General features: G+C 64.3%; 17 protein-coding genes and 1 pseudogene. 2 read left to right on the top strand and 16 right to left on the bottom strand.

All coding sequences use genetic code 11. The annotated features are described in order from the left end of the window. On the top strand, window positions 1-813 hold an 813-nt coding region (locus tag J7I84_RS07000; protein WP_214942533.1), incomplete at its 5' end, for a GAF domain-containing protein. A gap of 19 nt (window positions 814-832) precedes the next feature. Here the strand turns inward: J7I84_RS07000 and J7I84_RS06995 are convergent. The 13 genes from J7I84_RS06995 to J7I84_RS06935 all read right to left on the bottom strand — a co-directional run bounded on the left by J7I84_RS06995 (window position 833) and on the right by J7I84_RS06935 (window position 10,488). Beyond that, window positions 833-1,081: a hypothetical protein gene (locus J7I84_RS06995; protein WP_214942559.1), complete on the bottom strand. Its 249-nt coding sequence runs from the start codon at window positions 1,079-1,081 to the stop codon at window positions 833-835. A gap of 201 nt (window positions 1,082-1,282) precedes the next feature. Then, entirely contained in the window at window positions 1,283-1,747 is a 465-nt protein-coding gene (locus tag J7I84_RS06990; RefSeq protein ID WP_214942530.1) for a hypothetical protein, read from the bottom strand. Next, window positions 1,744-2,160 carry an ester cyclase gene (locus J7I84_RS06985; RefSeq protein ID WP_214942527.1) on the bottom strand — a complete coding sequence of 139 codons (417 nt, stop codon included), beginning with the start codon at window positions 2,158-2,160 and terminating at the stop codon, window positions 1,744-1,746. The genes J7I84_RS06990 and J7I84_RS06985 overlap by 4 nt, the downstream gene beginning before the upstream one ends. Window positions 2,161-2,214: 54 nt before the next feature. Then, entirely contained in the window at window positions 2,215-2,730 is a 516-nt protein-coding gene (locus tag J7I84_RS06980) for a hypothetical protein (RefSeq protein WP_214942524.1), read from the bottom strand. Further along, complete coding sequence (locus tag J7I84_RS06975; protein ID WP_214942521.1) at window positions 2,727-3,212, bottom strand: cupredoxin domain-containing protein; 486 nt, start codon at window positions 3,210-3,212, stop codon at window positions 2,727-2,729. Before J7I84_RS06975 ends, J7I84_RS06980 begins: the two co-directional genes overlap by 4 nt. 73 nt (window positions 3,213-3,285) lie before the next feature. Further along, window positions 3,286-4,017: a class F sortase gene (locus J7I84_RS06970; protein ID WP_214942518.1), complete on the bottom strand. Its 732-nt coding sequence runs from the start codon at window positions 4,015-4,017 to the stop codon at window positions 3,286-3,288. Window positions 4,018-4,051: 34 nt separating this feature from the next. Next, a complete protein-coding gene (locus tag J7I84_RS06965; RefSeq protein WP_214942515.1) occupies window positions 4,052-4,801 on the bottom strand; it encodes a hypothetical protein in 750 nt (249 codons plus the stop codon). A 200-nt stretch (window positions 4,802-5,001) separates the two neighbouring features. After that, window positions 5,002-5,442, bottom strand: a complete 441-nt coding sequence (locus J7I84_RS06960) for a hypothetical protein (protein ID WP_251046237.1) — start codon at window positions 5,440-5,442, stop codon at window positions 5,002-5,004. Window positions 5,443-5,806: 364 nt separating this feature from the next. Continuing rightward, window positions 5,807-7,402: a molybdopterin-dependent oxidoreductase gene (locus tag J7I84_RS06955; RefSeq protein ID WP_214942512.1), complete on the bottom strand. Its 1,596-nt coding sequence runs from the start codon at window positions 7,400-7,402 to the stop codon at window positions 5,807-5,809. A gap of 535 nt (window positions 7,403-7,937) precedes the next feature. Then, entirely contained in the window at window positions 7,938-8,630 is a 693-nt protein-coding gene (locus J7I84_RS06950) for a fasciclin domain-containing protein (protein WP_214942508.1), read from the bottom strand. A 312-nt stretch (window positions 8,631-8,942) separates the two neighbouring features. Continuing rightward, the gene (locus J7I84_RS06945; protein ID WP_214942505.1) at window positions 8,943-9,260 is read right to left on the bottom strand and encodes an RskA family anti-sigma factor; all 318 of its coding nucleotides are present in this window, start codon (window positions 9,258-9,260) and stop codon (window positions 8,943-8,945) included. Between the two features lie 170 nt (window positions 9,261-9,430). Beyond that, the gene (locus J7I84_RS06940) at window positions 9,431-10,069 is read right to left on the bottom strand and encodes a hypothetical protein (protein ID WP_214942502.1); all 639 of its coding nucleotides are present in this window, start codon (window positions 10,067-10,069) and stop codon (window positions 9,431-9,433) included. A 2-nt stretch (window positions 10,070-10,071) separates the two neighbouring features. Next, the gene (locus J7I84_RS06935; protein ID WP_214942499.1) at window positions 10,072-10,488 is read right to left on the bottom strand and encodes a DUF4383 domain-containing protein; all 417 of its coding nucleotides are present in this window, start codon (window positions 10,486-10,488) and stop codon (window positions 10,072-10,074) included. Window positions 10,489-11,120: 632 nt separating this feature from the next. On the opposite strand from J7I84_RS06935, the gene J7I84_RS06930 reads away from it, so the two are divergent. Continuing rightward, window positions 11,121-11,657 carry a hypothetical protein gene (locus tag J7I84_RS06930; RefSeq protein ID WP_214942495.1) on the top strand — a complete coding sequence of 179 codons (537 nt, stop codon included), beginning with the start codon at window positions 11,121-11,123 and terminating at the stop codon, window positions 11,655-11,657. Between the two features lie 128 nt (window positions 11,658-11,785). Here J7I84_RS06930 and J7I84_RS06925 read toward each other — a convergent pair whose 3' ends face one another. The 3 genes and pseudogenes from J7I84_RS06925 to J7I84_RS21865 form a co-directional block, all read right to left on the bottom strand. Continuing rightward, window positions 11,786-12,400 carry a carbonic anhydrase gene (locus J7I84_RS06925; RefSeq protein WP_311381091.1) on the bottom strand — a complete coding sequence of 205 codons (615 nt, stop codon included), beginning with the start codon at window positions 12,398-12,400 and terminating at the stop codon, window positions 11,786-11,788. Window positions 12,401-12,699: 299 nt separating this feature from the next. Next, window positions 12,700-14,685 (bottom strand): bifunctional diguanylate cyclase/phosphodiesterase, encoded by a 1,986-nt coding sequence (locus J7I84_RS06920; protein ID WP_214942492.1) that lies wholly within the window; start codon window positions 14,683-14,685, stop codon window positions 12,700-12,702. A 280-nt stretch (window positions 14,686-14,965) separates the two neighbouring features. After that, a pseudogene (locus J7I84_RS21865) lies at window positions 14,966-15,061 on the bottom strand (dihydrofolate reductase); the annotation flags it as partial. Between the last annotated feature and the right edge of the window lie 944 nt (window positions 15,062-16,005).

Genomic DNA, 16,005 nt, shown 5'->3' with positions numbered 1-16,005 from the left:
CTCCTTCACCCATATCGTCTAGAGCTCGCTGCAACGCTCGGTATAGACCACCGCAAACTAGGGGCCGCGAATTCCGGCCGTTCCCGGTGGTCGACCTTCGAGTTGGATACTTACCTGCACGGTGCCTCGGCTTGGTCCATCGCGAGACGGGGTCTTACTCCCGGCAAGTGGGGAGAACGGCCCGCGGCCGGAAGCCGCCAGGGATCTGCCCCAAACTGTGAGGCGGGAAAGGCCGGCAGGCCCCCGGCCCATCAGAAACGGCCTCGCCAGCACGCGCTGGCCGCGTTGGGCGCCGCGGGGAAGTTCCCGCTGACGCCGGACCAGGCGGAGACGGAGCGTCTGAAGTCCCTGCACGAGACGGACCTGCTGAACACAGGGCCGGAGGAACCCTTCGACCGGATCGTCGGCGCGGCCAGGAAGTTCTTTAACGTCGGTGCTGCATCAATGTCACTTATTGACGGCGATGTTCAGCACTTCAAGTCCGTCCTCGGGCCCCTCCGGGACGAGACACCACGGCAGATCGCGCTCTGCACAGAGACAGTGGAACGTAATTCGATGCTGGTCATCCACGACACGCTCACCGATGACCGCTTCGCATCCAACCCACTCGTCCTCGGAGACCCGCACATCCGCTTCTACGCCGGCTTTCCGCTGCACGGACCCCGCGGGTGGAACATCGGCACCTTGTGCATCATTGACCAGAAACCCCGGCCCTTCCCCCCGTCCGAACAACAAGTGCTCCGGATACTCGCGGCAACCGCACAGAGCTATATCGACGCAAGGACCCAGCCCCCGGCCGGTCAGCCTGGATGAGCGGAGCCGGTCTGGGGCTTTAGGCGGCGGTGTGGACTTGTAGGGAGCGGCGCATGGCCTGGTTGGAGCGTTCGGCGAGCTCGTGGTGGACGGACACGCGGTACAGGTCCGCCGCCCACTGGAATTCCGCGGCGGCGTCCCGGTAGCGGGCTTCGTCGAAGAGCCGCCGGCCGATCTGATACCGGACGTTGGCTTCTCTATTAATCCCCGTTTTGGCTCCTGCTACCGCTCCTACGCCTTGTGCCTCGGATGGACGGGCCGAATTCAAGAGAAGGACTGCAAAGGTAGAACGGAAGCGGTGCCGTTAGGGCGGTGCTGGTCCGATGCCGCGAGAGAGCTGAGCAGCGTGGTCCCTTGACGGGAAACACGCCACGCGGCCGGTGTCCGTATCTGCCGGTCGCGGCCCTTGACCCTGGGCTGCAGTGGCCAGCCGGATCCGTTCCTTTGTTGCTGGTTTGCCTTGGGACAGTCAGGGCGCGTCGTGGTCCAGTATGTGCAGGGCGGCGGCGGTGACGATGCCGTAGGCCAGGTGGGGTACGAGGTCACTGGCCCAGTCCGTGGGGGACCAGGTGCGGGGGTCTGTGATTCCGAGGACGGTCATGGGTCCGTTGCTGCCAATCAGCGCTCCCGCAGCTGCGGTCAGTGACGATCCGGGAAGCCCTGGCCGGTATCCGGCGGCCCGGGCCAGCCCGAGACCGGCGCCGACGATTAGCCCTGTCAGCGGGCCTAGTCCGGCGACACGGTTCGTTCGTTCTTCCGCGTTGCCGGGGATTTTGATGCCCGTGACGTCGGCGAGTTTTTCCACGGTAGCCTCCGGGGTGCTGCTGGCCGGGCGGGCACGCCAGATCATGTCCAGATAGGTGACGGTGTTCAGCGCGGTTGTCCCGGCTGCCCCTGCAATGGCCCCGGTGGCGATTGCCCGGATCATTCTCATGGCCGGGGCGCCGAGCCGAGCTGGGCGAGCATGCCGAGCTGATCGCTGCTGCCCCACCGCTCCACGAGTTTGCCGTCCTGGAACCGGCCCAGCTGCATTCCCCGGATGCGGAAGCTCCGGCCGGTCGGCTCGTGGCCCATCAGGGACCCCTGGTGTGTCCCGGTGAGCGTATACGCGAACACCACGTCATCGCCGGCGGCGGTCACATGCTCGACGGCGATGTTCAGGTCAGGGAACGAGGCACGCAGCCCGGTGAACAGGTCTTTGAACCCCTGCGGACCTGGGCCCTGCCCCGGGGCGGGATCGTGATCAACGCAGCCCGCTGCGACGACCTCATCCAGATCTTCAAGCCGTCCGCTGTTCACCGCGGCGCCGAACCGCTCCTGGGCGTGGATGTTGGCTTCCGTGCTCATGAAATTCTCCATCGATAATGTTCGGGTCGGTCCGGAATGGTCCGGTACGCGTTGTTAGCTGTCATCGTGCCCGCGGTTGCGTCCGCGGGCAAGGGGAGCCGGGTCCGGTGTTCGCCGCTGGAAGGCAAGTGCGGTGGCGGCCAGGAGGACGGCGGCGGTTTGGGCGAGGGCGGTGAGGGTTTTGTCGAAGAACCAGACGGGTTCGTACATGGCCGGGAAGGGCCCGACGGCTGGGATGTCGACGTAGCGGTAGAGGAGCAGCACTGCCAGGCCGCCTCCGGCGGTGAGCAGTGCCAGGAACCAGGCGGTCCGGCTGGCGCGGATCAGGACGTAAAGCCCGGCAAGGGCGGCGGCGGCGGCTTCGGCGAGGAAGAGGTTGCCCTCCCCGAAGCCTTCGGGGGCTGCGGACTGGTAAGCCGGGGCGAGCCGGGCGTGGACGACTGCGTCCACGGCCAGGGCAGCCGCCGCCAGGACCCGCAGCACCACCATCGCCGCTGCGCGGCCGCGGGATCTGACGGGCTCTGGTGGTTCCGTCAGGGGGTCCTCGCCGGAGCTTCGGGCCGTATTCATTTGACGGTCAGAGTCCCTTTCATGTTGGAGTGGTAGGTGCAGTGGTAGGAGTACGTTCCGGGTTTTGATGGGGCAGTAAACGTGGTGCTGGTCCCGGGTTTGACGACGGCGTCGAAGGAACCATCATCGGCGGTGAGGGTATGCGCCTCGGTGTCCATGTTCATCACGGTCACCATCGAACCGGCCGGGACGCTGTCCGGGCCTGTGTAGGCGAAGGACTTGATATGGATCGTCGTTTCGGCCGCCATCGCGGCGGCCCCGTTGGATGCTCCCATCGTGGCTCCCATCGAGGACGGCATCGACGAACCCATGGAGGAGGCGTCCATGCCGGGGTCCATGGAGGCGCTGGGAGAAGCAGTGCCTGAAGGGGCCGCCGGTGAGCTTGTCCCCGTGCCGGGGGCCCCGCAGGCGGTGGCGGCAATGAGGATTGCTGCCGAGGTCAGGGCAAGGCTTATCCGTTGACGGGTCCTGGTCGTTTTCATGGGTTTTCTTTTCTTTCACGAAAGCTGACGAAAAATGTTGACGGTTCCCTTTGCGCCCGGTCCAGGGTGGGGTTCAGGCGGGGTGGCTGGTGGTGAGGTGGGCGTAGACGACAGTGTTGTCCAGGTATTTCCTGGTGGCGGGGTTGTAGCCGCCGCAGGTGATGAGCCGTACTTCGGGCCGGTCCGCGTTCTGGTAGACCTCCACGGTCGGGAAGGTTGCTTTGTGGTAGACGTCGACTTTGTCGACGGTGAACACCCCGGCGGTGTGGTCGGCCCGGGTGACGGTGATGGTTTGGCCGGGGGTGAGTTCGTGGAGGCGGTAGAACAGACCGATATCGCTGGTGGTGGTGTTGACGTGGCCGAGGATGATGGCCGATCCGGTCTGCCCGGGGGTGGGGGAGTCTTTGTACCAGCCCCCGGGTGAACCAGGTTCCCCCGGCGGGGTCTGGACTTCGCCGTTGGGTTGATTGCCGAGGGGTATCAGGGCCGCGTCGATCCCGATGGAGGGGACCTCGAGGCGGACCGGCACAGACGCGGGCAGCGCCCCATCCGGCGCAGAACCCGCTACCGGGGCCGGTGGCGCGGTGGACGGAATGGTTGCCGGCGGTGTCGTATCAGGGGCGGGTGAAGCTGCAGCAGGGGCGCTGGCTGGCGGCACGGTGGGGTCCACGCTGCCGGTTGTGGCCGGTGTGGGGGGTTGGGCGTGGAGGCCGAGGCCGATGGTGGTGACCCCGCCGGCCAGGAGCAGGGCGGCCGCCGCGGACGCGATGAAGCGCCCGCGGCGGCTGCTGTTCTCAGTTCCCATCAGGGCACTGACATTCCCTGTTTCTTCTCAGACCTTAGGCTGCCATTTTGCGGCGGAGGGCGTAGGCGCCGCCGGCTGCCAGGACGAGACCGCCACCGGCAGCGAGCAGGCCCAGGTCAGGTCCGGCCGGGGCGGGGGCGGTGATGCCGGTCCCGGGCGCCCCGGCGGGCATCGCTTTCAAGGTCCCGCACAGTGCCGGCGAGGTCGCGGCCAGGGGCAGGGAAGGGACCAGGTCGGACGGTTCCTTCTGCGCCGTGGCCGAGAGGGTGGCCGGGTCCAGGCCGTGGACGACCACGACGGCGGTGCCGGCCTTGAGTGAATCAGCGGTCTTGGCATCCAGTGCGAACGTCCGGTTGTAGGTGTAGGAGGCGCCCATCCCTGCGACCTTCAGATCCGTCCCGGCGGCCGGGCTGGTGTCGCCGCTGCTGGACAGCGTCGCACCGATGGCCCCGTAGAACGGACCACCTTCGGTGGTGCTGATCACCCCGTCTTTGTTGGTGTCAGCGGACATGTCCGGGCAGGTGCCCTTCGCGCCGATGTGGATGTGCTGCACGTGCGGGTAAGGGTTGCCGCCGAAGGTGGCAGCGAGCCCGGAGACCTTTTCGGTGACGGTGGCCTGGTCACCGTTGACGGTGATCATGACCGTGCCGGAGGCATTGGAGCCATTGATCGAGGCAAGGTTCGCCTGGTACATGGTGGTGTCCGCGGCCAGGGCCGGGCTGGTGGACAGTGCGAGGGCGCCCAGGGCGAGGGCCGGGGCGATCAGGAAAGCAGATTTCTTCATGACTTATTCCTCCGTTGGAAATGAGCGTCCCCTGATGGGTACGCGCATGACTGTGACACTGACGATTCGTTGTGGTCCGGGTCACGGATGGGTGGGATTTTCGGGGAAAAGGTGGCTTTTATCCCCAAGGCAGGGTCCTGACGCGCTTAAGCAGCGATTCCGGGTTCTTGGAGGACGTCCCGGCGGGGTGGGGGAGGGGGTTATTCGGACCAGCAGGCCAGCACGGCGGTGGCGGCCTGGTAGGCCAGGGCGTCCCGGGAGACCTGGTGGGGACCGAGGCCCGCGGGAAGGGCTGATGCGTCGACGGTGAGGACGAAGTTGTCCTTGGCGAAGACCGCGGAGGCTGGTGTTTGAAAGGCCGGGAAGCCCAGGTTAGCGAGCCCTTCAATGGGGGCGGCCTGGCCGGTCGACTGCTGCTGTTTGTCGAAGAAGGCGCGGGCGGCGGCCGGGTCCGGTGCTTCCTTCACCGAGAGCACTAAGGGGCCCTCAGGGAGGGCGTAGGTGCAGGTGTAGAGCTTGTCCGCCCAGGAATCAGTGGTCCGCGGCGGGGAGGCCAGCGCCAGGATCCGGGCGATGTTGTTCCGGGTTTCCTCCCCGCACACCATTTTCGCCGCCGCCGAAGGAGAATCTGCTGGCGTCACGGCCAAAACATCAGAAGGTGACGGCGTGGTCGGCCCCCCGTCGGGGCGGGCAGTCACTGATGCTGAGGGAGGAGCTGAGGAGTTATCAAAGCCCGGCACCGTGCCGGTGCCGGGGCCGGTGGCGCACCCGGCCATTAACAACGCCGAAAGGCCCGCAGCGCCGGCCCGGACCATACTGGTAGTGCGGGAGCGGATCCTGCTTTTCATGGTGAAACCTTTCCGAACATGCCCGGGGGCCAACAGTTGTCACGACCCTTCTCCCAGTATTCGCCGGCATACCGTCCACGGACGGGTCCTGCCGTCAACCCTGCGGCCCCGGCCCCGGGGGACGTCGTTGGCGCGATCAAGGGCCTCGCTTCACCCGCTACTGTACGGTGACCATCACCGACTGCCAGCCCGAGGCGCCGTCAGGTACCGGGTCGGCGCGTTGGTCCGTCTGGACCTCCCCGGTGCCGTCGGTGGCGCGGACCTTGATGTAGTGCGGGCCGGGTGTGGCATCCCACTGGTATGACCACTGGCGCCAGGTGACGGTGGAGGCTTCCGCGGAAAGGGTGGCTTCCGCCCATTCGCCGTTGTCGACCTGGATTTCCACCTTGGTGATGCCCCGCGTCTGCGCCCAGGCGGTACCACCCATGGCGATTTTCCCGGCCGGCACTTTCGCGAAGGATTTGGGCACTTCCACCCGTGCCATGGTCTTGATGGGCCCGCGCTCTGACCACCCGCGGTTGGTCCAGTACGCCTTGTTGTCGGCGAAACGGGTGACCTCCAGGTCAACCACCCATTTGGTGGCGGAGACAAACCCGTAGAGCCCTGGAACCACCATCCGCACCGGGTAGCCGTGCTCCAGCGGCAGCGGTTTCCCGTTCATGCCGATGGCCAGCATGGCGTCCCTGTCGTCCTGCAGGACCTCCAGTGGAGTGGAGGCGCTGAAGCCGTCAATGGACGTGGAGAGCACCATGTCCGCACCGTCCTTGGGCTTGGCGCGGGCCAGGACCTCGCGGAGGGGAAACCCCAGCCATTTGGCATTTCCGGCGAGGTTGCCGCCCACCGGGTTGGAAACGCAGGTGAGGGTGACGTGGGATTCGATCAGCTGCGCATCCAGCAGGTCCTGGAAAGTGAGGGTGACCTCCTGATCCACCAGCCCATGCACGCGGAGCTTCCAGTCATTGATGTTGATCTCCGGGACGCTCAGGGCAGTATCGATGCGGTAGAAGTCGTTGTTGGGCGTGAGCCAGGGGGTAACGCCCGGCACGGGAGACTGGACCCCGGCCGGCACTGCGGCTGCGGGTTTCGCCGGGGATGGGAGGGTGAGCGCTTCGCGAGCCTTGGTGATGTTGCTGCGCGCAGCACTCAGGAGGCGGCCACCGGTGCCGGCGATACCGGCGCCCACCGCGGTAACCCCGGCCGCAGCAAAGAACCGGCGGCGGCTGGTGCCTTCCTGCCCACGCAGGGCGTCGGCGTCGGCTGCCTGATCTGCGGGTGCTTCCGGCCAGGGTTTGACCTCCTTCAGCCGCCACAGGGGCGCCATGAGCAGGCGCAGGGCCAGCAGGCCGGCGACCGTTCCCAGTACGGACGGGATGGCGTCCGCGCCGCTGACCCCGGAGCGTGTCACCACGCAGGCCACAATCACGGCGCCCATGAACAGGACCCCCAAAACTCCCAGCACCCACTTCCGGTAGGCCACCACGCCCAGGACGCAGGCCAGCACAGTAATGGTCAGACCCATGCCCACGAACAACGCCGCCTTGTTGTTGGTGCCAAAGGTCGCGACGGCGAAGTCCTTCAGCTTTGGCGGGGTGAAGTCGATGAACGTGGATCCCAGGGCGAACAGTGGGGTTGCCCTGGCGGTGAAGAATGCGCCAATCAACTCCGCAACGGCAAGCACGACGGCGGCCGCCACCACCCCTGCCAGCGCGGCCAGGGCGGCGGGGCCGGTAATCCGGTTTCGAAGCGTTGTCATGTGTATGGTTCGGAGCCGCCGGGAGTCCGGATTGACCGCACGGGCAGGGAAAGGACACCGCGGTCCTCAGCTATGGATCCCCTGGCCAAACCTATCGCGCCTCTGTCTGGGTTTGCTCCCCGCGGGATCGTTGGGGGACGTTGGCCGGGCTTTTGATGAAGGGCTGATCAAGGGGTGCATGATCAGGGTTTGTCTCGTCCAATGAGACCCCAAGATCTGGTGACAACGCTGTAAAGCGTGATCTTCGAAGAGCAGGCAGCACCCCACCGTGCCCCCTCGGAGCGGGTGGGCGCAGAAACGGGGATCTATGAGCGCTCAAAGCAAGGCCGCGACCGTGCATCCTCCGCGGGGTGTGATGGAGAGAGTGTCTTTAACAAAGTGTGATGGAGAGAGTGTCTTTAACAAAGCCGGGGGCCTGAGCCCGGTGCGGTACCGTGCTCAGGCCCTTCGGTTTTAGCCTGTTTCTGCTGGGTCGACTGTTCCGGTGACCCCAGCAGGCGTTTTTTAGGTTATGGCCGGGCTTTAGAGGCCTGTGTTACTTGGGCATCAACACGGAGTCGATCAGGTAGACGGTTGCGTTCTTGGTCTTGACGCCGCCGCAGATGACGTTGGCGTTATCGACCTTGAGGTTGTCCCCGCTGCCGGTCACGGTAACGGAGCCGCCCTGGACCGTAGCGTGGGTGCCGGCGATCTTGTCCGGGGTGATCTGGCCGGGTACCACGTGGTAAGTCAGGATCTTGCTCAGGAGGGCGTCGTCGGTCTTCAGCTTGTCGATGGTGGCCGGGTCGATCTTCTTGAAGGCGTCATCCACCGGTGCGAAGACGGTGAACTCGCCGCCGTTGAGCGTATCAACCAGGTTGACCTTGGGATTGAGCTTGCCGGAAACGGCCGCGGTCAGGGTGGTCAGAATCGGGTTGTTCGAGGCTGCGACGGCCACCGGATCCAGCGCCATCCCCTCCACGGAACCGGCACCGGTGGGAACCTGCTTGGCGTAAGCGGCGCAGCCCGGGCCCACCAGGTTCGCCGCTGGGCTCATGGTGCCTGCAGAGGCGCTTGCCGACTTGGTGGCTGACGGGGACGCCATGCTGGAGTTGGGGGCGGAGCTCATCGGCGTCGATGACGCAGACGACCCGGAGGTGGTAGCCGATCCGCCGCAGGCGGTCAGGCTGAGCAGGGCGGCGGCCGCGACGCCTGCGATCGTGAAGGTGGTGCGCGTGATGGTCTGCATTGAGTTCTCCTTGAGGTGGGTGGTACTGAGCCGGACCGATGACGAGGCCTTGCTGCGTACGGTTTATCGGCACCAGCCTCTTGGCTGGTGCCTCAATGACTATTCGGCCGGGGCCAGGACGTGGATGGGTTAGAGCCAAAGAATTTTCGCGGGCCCGGTGGATCCGCGGAGTGGGAGGTCTTCGTGCCGGTGATCCGCCGGGAGGTTGGTGTTTTGCCGGACTAGGGGTGGTTATCGGTCGACTGGTTGTTCGTGGGTGTCGTTGCGCGGGTTCTGGTTTGGGGTTTGTTGGGTAGCGTCGGCAGGGCTGGGTTAGCGGAGAGGTTTGCGTTTGGACGCCGGGGGTGGGGCCGGGAGCCGGGCCAGGATCCTGGGCAGTAGATCCGTGGGGGGTTCGGCGTCCAGGGACCCGTAGGTGAGCATCAGCGCTTCACGTGTTTGTGCCACACGGAGAAGGAATTGGTGTCGTGTTGACTCGGGGCCCGACCGGAGAAAGCGTTCAACGGCCTGCTCGGCCTGGTTGCCCAGGCAGTCTGCGGCATACAGCTCGGCGAGGTCCAGAACGCCGCCGTTGTCCAGGTCATGGGTGATGTCTTCGGTGGGTTCTTCCGGCCTGTCATCAGGGGTCATGGGTGCGTCCTGGACGGAGCGTGGGGTCCATGCTGTCAACACAGATGCCCTGTCGGGTTTCGGGGTTTTCCGGTTCCGTGCCAACCCGGCGGACCGGGTGGGCGGACTGCTTCCCTGGTAAGGGCCCTGGGGTTTCAGGCGGGGCCTGGGACCGAAGGCGGCGGGGGCCACTAGTGGTGGTGCCCGGTTGGTGGGCTGAGGTGGGCGCTGGTGTGTTCTCCGTGCGGGACTGCGTGGTCGCCGGCGGCGGTTGCGGCCAGCCCCGGGGTAGTGATCGTCGCGACAATAAGGGCGGCAGCGAAGATCGCGGCCAGCAGCGGCCCGGGTGCCGGCTGGACAGGTGCCGGGCCGGCCCCGGGTGTGGGCTGGCGGGCGAGCCAGCCCACGGAACCGAGGATCATCAGTTCCAGGGCCGCGGCGGAGAGGGCAGCCCCGTCAAGGAAACGGGGGGCCGGGCCCGGCGCCCAGATGCCGACCGCGACGGCGGCCAGGTGCAGGACCACCGCGACCGGGACAGTACGTAGAACCGCCCTGAACCATGCGGGGGAGCCGCGGCGCAGGCTTTGCACAGCCCACACCATCAAACCAATGCCCCACAGGACAGTTACGCCGGCGCCGGTGATGGTCCCGGGGGTTAGGGATGCACTGAGCAGGGTGGAGCTGATGCCGAAGCTGAGGGTCCCGGCGCCGATACCGGCGAATCCCGCCAGGATCGTCACGGCCTCGGGCAGAACCGGGACCCGGGCGGGGGCCGGGGCCGCCGGCTCAGTGACCGGAAGAAGCTTTCCTGCCGGGGCGGCGGAACTCATGCTCAGCGGACCCCTGCAGCGGTCCGCGGGGTGAGGGCCTTGTCCTGGGACAGGCCGACACCGAGCAGCAGGACGGCGCTGGCCAGGTGCAGTACGTTGTCCGCACCGTTCAGGGCGATGATGTTCAAGGACGTGTTCAGCAGGAACAATCCCAGAATCCCGACCAACAGGTACACGCCGCCTACTGCCGTGTTCACCGACCGTGCCGCCGGCACGGACTTCAGTCCGGCGAGCAGCAACGCAGCGCCGATGGCAAGGTGGATGACGTTGTGCAGTGGGTTCACGGCAAAAATGATCAGGAGGGGCCCCTCCGTGGCGAAGAATCCAACCCCGGAGGTGACAGCGAAACCGAGAAGACCGACGAGCAAGTACACGGCACCGAAAACGGTGGCGATCAACCGGTTGGGAGAAGTGCGCATATGATCAAACCTTTCAAAGCGCGGGCCCCTCTACCGAGTTAAAGCGCAGGGCCGCGAGGGTCGGGCCCCAGACGGGGACCTCACCCACTATTCGGCGCCGCGCCCCCAGCGGATGGGCGCCCTGCCCCGGGCGGCGGCCGCCAAGGCCCGCAGCTACAGGCATTCCACGTCGATGCGAATGAAAGACGATAACTCGCAATCGAGCCAGTGGTAGCAACGGCCCCCGGTCAATGACCCGCCACCGTGAAGCAGATGGGCGACGCCTTCCGGGCCTGGCCGGCCGAAGGCATCAGCCGTCAAAAAGTTAGCCCCATCAACTTCCCCGGGTCCCTCAGCCCCTCCCCTCTGAAGGCGGGGGCTCCTGGCCGTGCTGCCCCTGCGTCTGCCCACAGGCAAAAATGTTGGGGTGCTTGAGAGTAGAACGGCGGGACCCCGGCAGCAACGGGCCAAACCGCAGGTCCGCGCGCAAAACGATATTGGACCACATGCATGTACTGGACCGGCCCTCTTTCGAACGCCACGAGGGCAGAACAGGGCTATCCAGGCGTCGTTGAATGTGCGTATCCTGTCCCAACGGGGCGCCAGTTTCCTGGCTTTGCTCTTCCGGCTTGCAAACACTTTAGGAGCTCGCCATGGCAGGAAATCTTGTTGCACGATCCATTCACGACCTGACCGCCGCTGCGTGGTTCGGCGGTTCCCTTATGGGCGCCATCGGATTGAACGGCGCAACAGCACAAGCCCAGGACCCGGCCGAACGCACCCGGCTTTCGAGCCTCGGCTGGAAAAAGTGGTCCCCGTTCCAGACCGCAGCGTTCGGTGCGCACATCCTCGCCGGCGCGGCCGTCGTTTGGGAAAACAAGGACCGAATGGGCAAACAGGACGGGGTAACGCGGCTGACCATCTATAAAACCATTGTCACTCTGGTCGGGGCTGCCGTGACCCTGTACGCCGGAATGCAGGGCGCGAAGGTAGACAAGCTCTCAGGCGAAGGAGCCGCAGGCGCAACCGAACCCACCCCCGGCGCTTCGGAGGAACTGCGCTCCGCCCAACAACAGCTAAAAATCCTCCAGTGGGCCATCCCTGTATTCGCCGGCTGGGTCATTGTCCTGGGCTCCAAGCACGGCGAGATGCAGCGACCAAAGAACGTCGCCAAGGGCCTCGCACGCTGATAATCCTGCTTCAAACACCAGGGGGACGGTGCTCGGTGTTTGATCGACACGGAAAACGCATCGTTTCGGATGAAATTCCTCCAGCAGTGGGGATCCTGAGTAGGAGGCTGCCCGGTCTTGTCTCAGCTTTAGAGCATGTCGGATTCTGAGACGAGCTCCGCCTGGCCCTCTTCGAGCCGGTACGCGACGCCGATCACGGCTGTGGAGGAATCCTCCACTGCGGAGGAAATCACCTGTGAACTCTCCAGAAGCCGGGCCGTGGTCTGCTTGACGTGTTCAACGACCATGTCGTTGACGTCCGTCATGTCCCCGCGCAGCGACGTGAGCACCGACGGGGTGATCCGTTCGACGAGGTCGCGAATGTAGCCCGGGGGCATCTCCCCGGTTTCCACCGCATTTTTCGTGGCCGTGACAGCACCGCAGTTGTCATGCCCGAGGACCACGATCAACGGGATATTCAGCACCGATACGCCGTATTCGAGCGATCCGAGAACCGCGTCGTCGATCACATGCCCGGCTGTGCGCACCACGAAGGCGTCGCCCAGGCCTAGGTCAAAAATGATCTCCGCGGCCAGGCGGGAGTCTGAGCATCCGAAGATGACCGCAAAGGGGCTTTGGGAGTCCACCAGTGCGCTGCGCCGGGATCCGTCCTGGTTCGGGTGTAGCGCCTCTCCGGAGACGAAACGCTTGTTGCCGGAGAGCAGACGCTGCCATGCCTGGGCTGGGCTGATTCGGTTAGTCACGTCCCTTACTTTACGGGGACGTCCCGATTCATGGGCTGGGGGGTACTTTGAGGACCGGCAGGGAGTCAGTCGATACTGTAGGGCCGTTGCCCGTGCGGGCGCCTTTTGGGCAGCGTTCCCACTTCTGTGACGATGAGCGTTCAGCCAACGTGAGTTCTTCGTGGGGTGGCGCGCGGGCCTGCGGCGCATGCTGCCGGATCCCGTCCCGGGGTGCTCTACGAGGCCGAAGGCCATCCCGACAGCGATGCCCTCAAGGCCGGTGAGTACGAACTACAGCCGGCTTGGGGACGGCCACCATTTTAAGATGATTGCTGCCCTGTGTTGTGTTCAGTGATCTGCGCCGTGAGCCAATCTGTGAGGAGTTGACTGGTGTCGGGACTTGTTCTGGGTGATTGGTGGTGGTGGGCGTGCCAGGAATCGAGCTCCTCTGGAGCGGTTGCTTCGTGAATGAATCGGGTCAGAGGGCAGCTGTCGAGTTCCAATGGATGAGGCGCAGCCAGCCGGGCGAACCGCCAGTGGTAGGCCAAAGCGCCCAGCGAGGTGTTGATGGGGTGCACGAGGGATGGGAGGTTAAATGTTTTGGACCATTCAAGACATTTTTCGGGTGGCATGGGTTCGGCAAGGTAAAAACCTTGCCCGAGGGGTGCGCCCAACACGGTCGCGGCTTCGGTGAGGCTCTCGTTCTCCAGCCCTTCGATAGCGACGTTCATGCCCAGGTCCCGGCCGAGTTGGATGAGGGTGGCCATAACGGAGAGCACCTCCACGGGCCGGTCGTGGACGTGACGGAATAGGCCGCGGTCGAGTTTGATGGCGCTGAACGGGAAGGAGGAGAGTCTGGTCAGGCTGCTGTGACCGGCTCCGAGGTCATCCATGGCCAGACGCACACCCATGTCAGTGAGCTCTCTGAGGGTAGCGCGCTGGTCTTCGGGACGGATGTCTGCTGATTCGAGCAGTTCCAGGCCGAGACGGTTGGGCTGGAGCTGATAAATGTCGAGGAGTTTGTGGAGTTGGGCTGGTAGCGTGCGGTTCAACAGGAGTGCCGGAGGCATGTTCACTGACACGTTGTGAGAGGTGCCCTCGCGATCCCATGCCGCGAGGGTTCCCAACGCCTGTTCTACGACCTCGGTGAACAGATTACGTAAATCCTCCTCGTCGAGGTGTGGCAGGAATTCGCCGGGGAGTGCGAGTCGTCCGCCGGGAAGCTTAAGCCGTGCCAGCGCCTCAAAGAGGTGCACGGTGCCGTCCCGGAGATTCACAACTGGCTGAAAGTGGACCTCTACGTTCCCGGTCGTGAGGGCTTTGAAGTAATCCGCTGGTTTCGTTGGTTTTTCCTCTTCGGGACTTCCTTCGGTGTCGCTGTGGCGGGGTTGGTTGCGGTGTTCCACCGTTTCCCACCATTTACTGCTGTCATTGCGGTTTTCCTTGGCGGCGTAGAGGGCTTCATCGGCGCTCCGAAGGATTGACCGGCGGTCGGTGCCGTCTTTGGGGACCAGCGCAAGTCCTAGACTCATCCCGATGCGGAGCTGCTCGCCGGCTGCCGTGAAAGGTTCACTGACCGCCGCATGGATTAGTTGGAGGATCCGGGGTAGGTCGTTGTGAGCGGTTTTCCGGTTGATGTTTTTGAGGATCAGGATAAACTCGTCGCCGCCCATCCGGGCCAGGACGTCTTCTTCGCGCATCAACGAGAGCATTCGGGCCGCCCATTGCCTGAGAACTTCATCTCCTGCAGCATGGCCCAAGGTGTTGTTGACTAAGCGGAAATCGTCCAAGTCAATGAGGCCGACGGCCACAGTAACCTCTGCGTTGAGGGCACGTTCGATAACGTCGTCAACGGACCGTTCAGCCACGGTCCGATTCGGTAGACCTGTTACGGGATCGTGAAGCGCCTGGTTCTGCAAATCGGCCAGCAACGCCACTTGGTTGCTGATATCCCGCTGGATACTGACAAAATGGGTGATCTCCCGGCCGTCGATGCTCATTGGGATGATTCTCAGGGCGGTCCAGAACGCCGAGCCATCTTTGCGGTAGTTGAGAATTTCGCCTGCGAAGACCTCCCCCGAAGCCAGGACGTACCGCATTGCCTCCCGTGTGCCGGCGTCGGTACCGGGGCCCTGCAAAACACGGCAGTTCCTTCCCTCTAACTCTGCCTGCCCATACCCGGTCATGGCCGTAAAGGACGCAGACACGTAAACGATTGCCTGAGCAGCGTCCGTTATCAACGCGATATCAGCGGCCGCAACCCGAGCGGCCTGCAGCACCGCCGCAAAACCCGGCCCCACTTCCACCCTTCAGAGCACCCCTGTTCACGGTTTCCCTCGGCAATCGGTCCAACGACAGCACATCAGCACGAGCCTACAAGCCAAGGCCCGCAAACACGGCGTTCCCGGCACAAAAGAAGCCATTCGGAAACCAGCTATGGCTCACCAGAACACGCAAGATCAGTGGCCCCTGGGAGATCCGTGGCACTCAGACCAATGTGCGCAGGAGGGCCTGCAACCGGCTACCGCCCATGCTTCCGGCAGCGCGTCCGCGCGCAGGGTCCTGGTCTTCGACGGCTTTGTGCTGCAGCTCTTCGCTCGGTACGCTCCAGCCGAGATTGTCGCCGGGCTCGGCGATGTATCCGTCCAGGCTCAAGTTCATACCAAAGACCAGTGTGCGCATGGCGTCAGTCTCCCGTGAGTCGGTATTCGTTGTAAGACCGGCATGGCGCGGAAAATTCATCGGTGAGGCCCAGTTTCAAAAAACTGAGTCGTTCTAGTTGTCGCGGTGCTCGAACTCCATATCAAGCTCCTGGTGGCGAAACTCTGTCTCTGGGTGAGATTCACCGTGACGATTTCATGGTCCAGCTGACGATGGACCTCGCTATCGAGAACCTGCAACTTCTCGTCCTTCAGCTTTTCCAGATCCTCAGGGAAAGGATCTGTAGGAGTGATCCGCAGACGGGCTGACATGGCATGTCCCTTTCACTAGCGGCACTCCAGACGATTCATTGCCCTGGCCCCTTCGCGGCTGCAACAGTGCGCCGGCGGCGCGGACCGCCGCGCTCTGCTGCACGACCTCACGAGTATTTCCTGTCATCCATCAGTTTTGTTTCAAGGTTTCCGCAGGATCACCACAATGCCGTTGTTGCCCTCCTCGGGAGGTCAACGCGCATTTCCGCTGACCTGCTGGGTTGGCGGGCTGGAGACCCTATGGTCGCGGGCCGATGATAAGTCGTAGTGAGGCGTAGAGCCGGTGAAAGTTCACATCCGGGTGCTGCTACTGTTGGGCCGTCCACCGGCGTCGGTCGTTTCCCCAAGGCGTCCGGCTCCGGTCATGTATCTGTCCTGTTGCCGGGAGCTTGTCCCTTACTGGCGAGCCTGGATTGATCGCGCATAGAGCAGGTCCTTTTTGGGGGCGGCTCTATGCGCTCCCCAGACTGGAGACGGCCCGTCCACGGCCCTGCACAGGGGTCGCTTCTGAGGACGTGGTTCAGAGATTTCGGCGGTGCATTCGTTGGCAGCTTTGTCGTACCAGAAGATCGCCTCTGGTTCAGGCGTTGGAGTGTCGAGGTTTTCCATGGAGGGCGTCCAGGAATCCGGTTAGCTCTTCGGTGGATTAGCTGC

The sequence above is a fragment of the Arthrobacter sp. ISL-85 genome (assembly GCF_018613675.1).
GTDB lineage: Bacteria > Actinomycetota > Actinomycetes > Actinomycetales > Micrococcaceae > Arthrobacter.
Note: the sequence above shows the minus strand (reverse complement) of the source record. Positions and strands in the feature narration are given on the sequence as shown.

What these genes read in the sequence shown, in the direction of transcription:
- J7I84_RS06990 (WP_214942530.1), bottom strand. Translation starts at nt 1,747, where the DNA reads ATGAGAATGATCCGGGCAATCGCCACCGGGGCCATTGCAGGGGCAGCC.
- J7I84_RS06985 (WP_214942527.1), bottom strand. Translation starts at nt 2,160, where the DNA reads ATGAGCACGGAAGCCAACATCCACGCCCAGGAGCGGTTCGGCGCCGCG.
- J7I84_RS06980 (WP_214942524.1), bottom strand. Translation starts at nt 2,730, where the DNA reads ATGAATACGGCCCGAAGCTCCGGCGAGGACCCCCTGACGGAACCACCA.
- J7I84_RS06975 (WP_214942521.1), bottom strand. Translation starts at nt 3,212, where the DNA reads ATGAAAACGACCAGGACCCGTCAACGGATAAGCCTTGCCCTGACCTCG.
- J7I84_RS06970 (WP_214942518.1), bottom strand. Translation starts at nt 4,017, where the DNA reads ATGGGAACTGAGAACAGCAGCCGCCGCGGGCGCTTCATCGCGTCCGCG.
- J7I84_RS06965 (WP_214942515.1), bottom strand. Translation starts at nt 4,801, where the DNA reads ATGAAGAAATCTGCTTTCCTGATCGCCCCGGCCCTCGCCCTGGGCGCC.
- J7I84_RS06955 (WP_214942512.1), bottom strand. Translation starts at nt 7,402, where the DNA reads ATGACAACGCTTCGAAACCGGATTACCGGCCCCGCCGCCCTGGCCGCG.
- J7I84_RS06950 (WP_214942508.1), bottom strand. Translation starts at nt 8,630, where the DNA reads ATGCAGACCATCACGCGCACCACCTTCACGATCGCAGGCGTCGCGGCC.
- J7I84_RS06945 (WP_214942505.1), bottom strand. Translation starts at nt 9,260, where the DNA reads ATGACCCCTGATGACAGGCCGGAAGAACCCACCGAAGACATCACCCAT.
- J7I84_RS06940 (WP_214942502.1), bottom strand. Translation starts at nt 10,069, where the DNA reads ATGAGTTCCGCCGCCCCGGCAGGAAAGCTTCTTCCGGTCACTGAGCCG.
- J7I84_RS06935 (WP_214942499.1), bottom strand. Translation starts at nt 10,488, where the DNA reads ATGCGCACTTCTCCCAACCGGTTGATCGCCACCGTTTTCGGTGCCGTG.
- J7I84_RS06930 (WP_214942495.1), top strand. Translation starts at nt 11,121, where the DNA reads ATGGCAGGAAATCTTGTTGCACGATCCATTCACGACCTGACCGCCGCT.